Source organism: Plantactinospora solaniradicis (assembly GCF_042658085.1).
Lineage (GTDB): Bacteria > Actinomycetota > Actinomycetes > Mycobacteriales > Micromonosporaceae > Plantactinospora > Plantactinospora solaniradicis.
Genome location: NZ_JBHSPR010000159.1, coordinates 1 through 779, shown reverse-complemented (window position 1 = coordinate 779; position 779 = coordinate 1). Strand labels below are relative to the sequence as shown.

Genomic DNA, 779 nt, shown 5'->3' with positions numbered 1-779 from the left:
GTCGCATGGTCTCGACGGCCTGGAGTTCGTCGAAACCGGCCGCGCCCCAGCTCCACAGGGCGTACCCGAAACAGCCGAGGCCGGCGAGGACCACCAGCGCGCCGATGCTGACTCCCCGGCGTACCGCGAAGTCTCCGATCCGCATCTCCATGCGGTTGTCGGCGGGTAACAACCCGGACTGTGTCGCGTGGGCATGGACCACCACGGCGAGGGCGACCGCCTGCACTCCGATGCTCACTCCGGTGGCCGCCGCGAGCATCGTGTGCAGGTCGAACGCCAGCCCGCCGACGCGCTGCGGGCCGGCGAGCAGCCAGGCCAGCACGAGGATGCCGCCGATGAGCAGCGCGAGTCCGGGGTACAGCAGCATCCAGCGCGGGCTCAGGGCGAGCAGGAACCGCAGGTGCCGCCAGCCGTCCCGCCAGGTCCGCAGGTGCGGCGCCCGGGTCCGACCGTCCGGGGCGAGAGTGGTGGGAACCTCGTCGATGGTCAGCTGGGCCAGGGCGGCGCGGGCGACCATCTCGCTGGCGAACTCCATGCCGGAGGTCCGCAGCGACAGGTCCAGGATGCGGTCCCGGCGGAATCCGCGCATCCCACAGTGGAAGTCGCCGATCGGCACCCGGAAGAACGTCCGGCCGAGGAACGACAGCACCGGGTTGCCGAGGAACCGGTGCAGGGCGGGCATGGCCCCCCGCTGGATGCCGCCCTTGAACCGGTTGCCCATGACAAGGTCCGCGCCGGTGCGCAGCCGGTCGAGGAAGGGCCCGAGGTCGTGCAGCGCG

The 779-nt window shown here is 71.9% G+C and carries 1 protein-coding gene; it reads right to left on the bottom strand.

Features of this window, described 5'->3' with window-relative positions:
• A partial coding sequence (locus tag ACFP2T_RS48035; protein WP_465264302.1) for a glycosyltransferase family protein occupies positions 1–779 on the bottom strand: 779 nt, incomplete at both ends.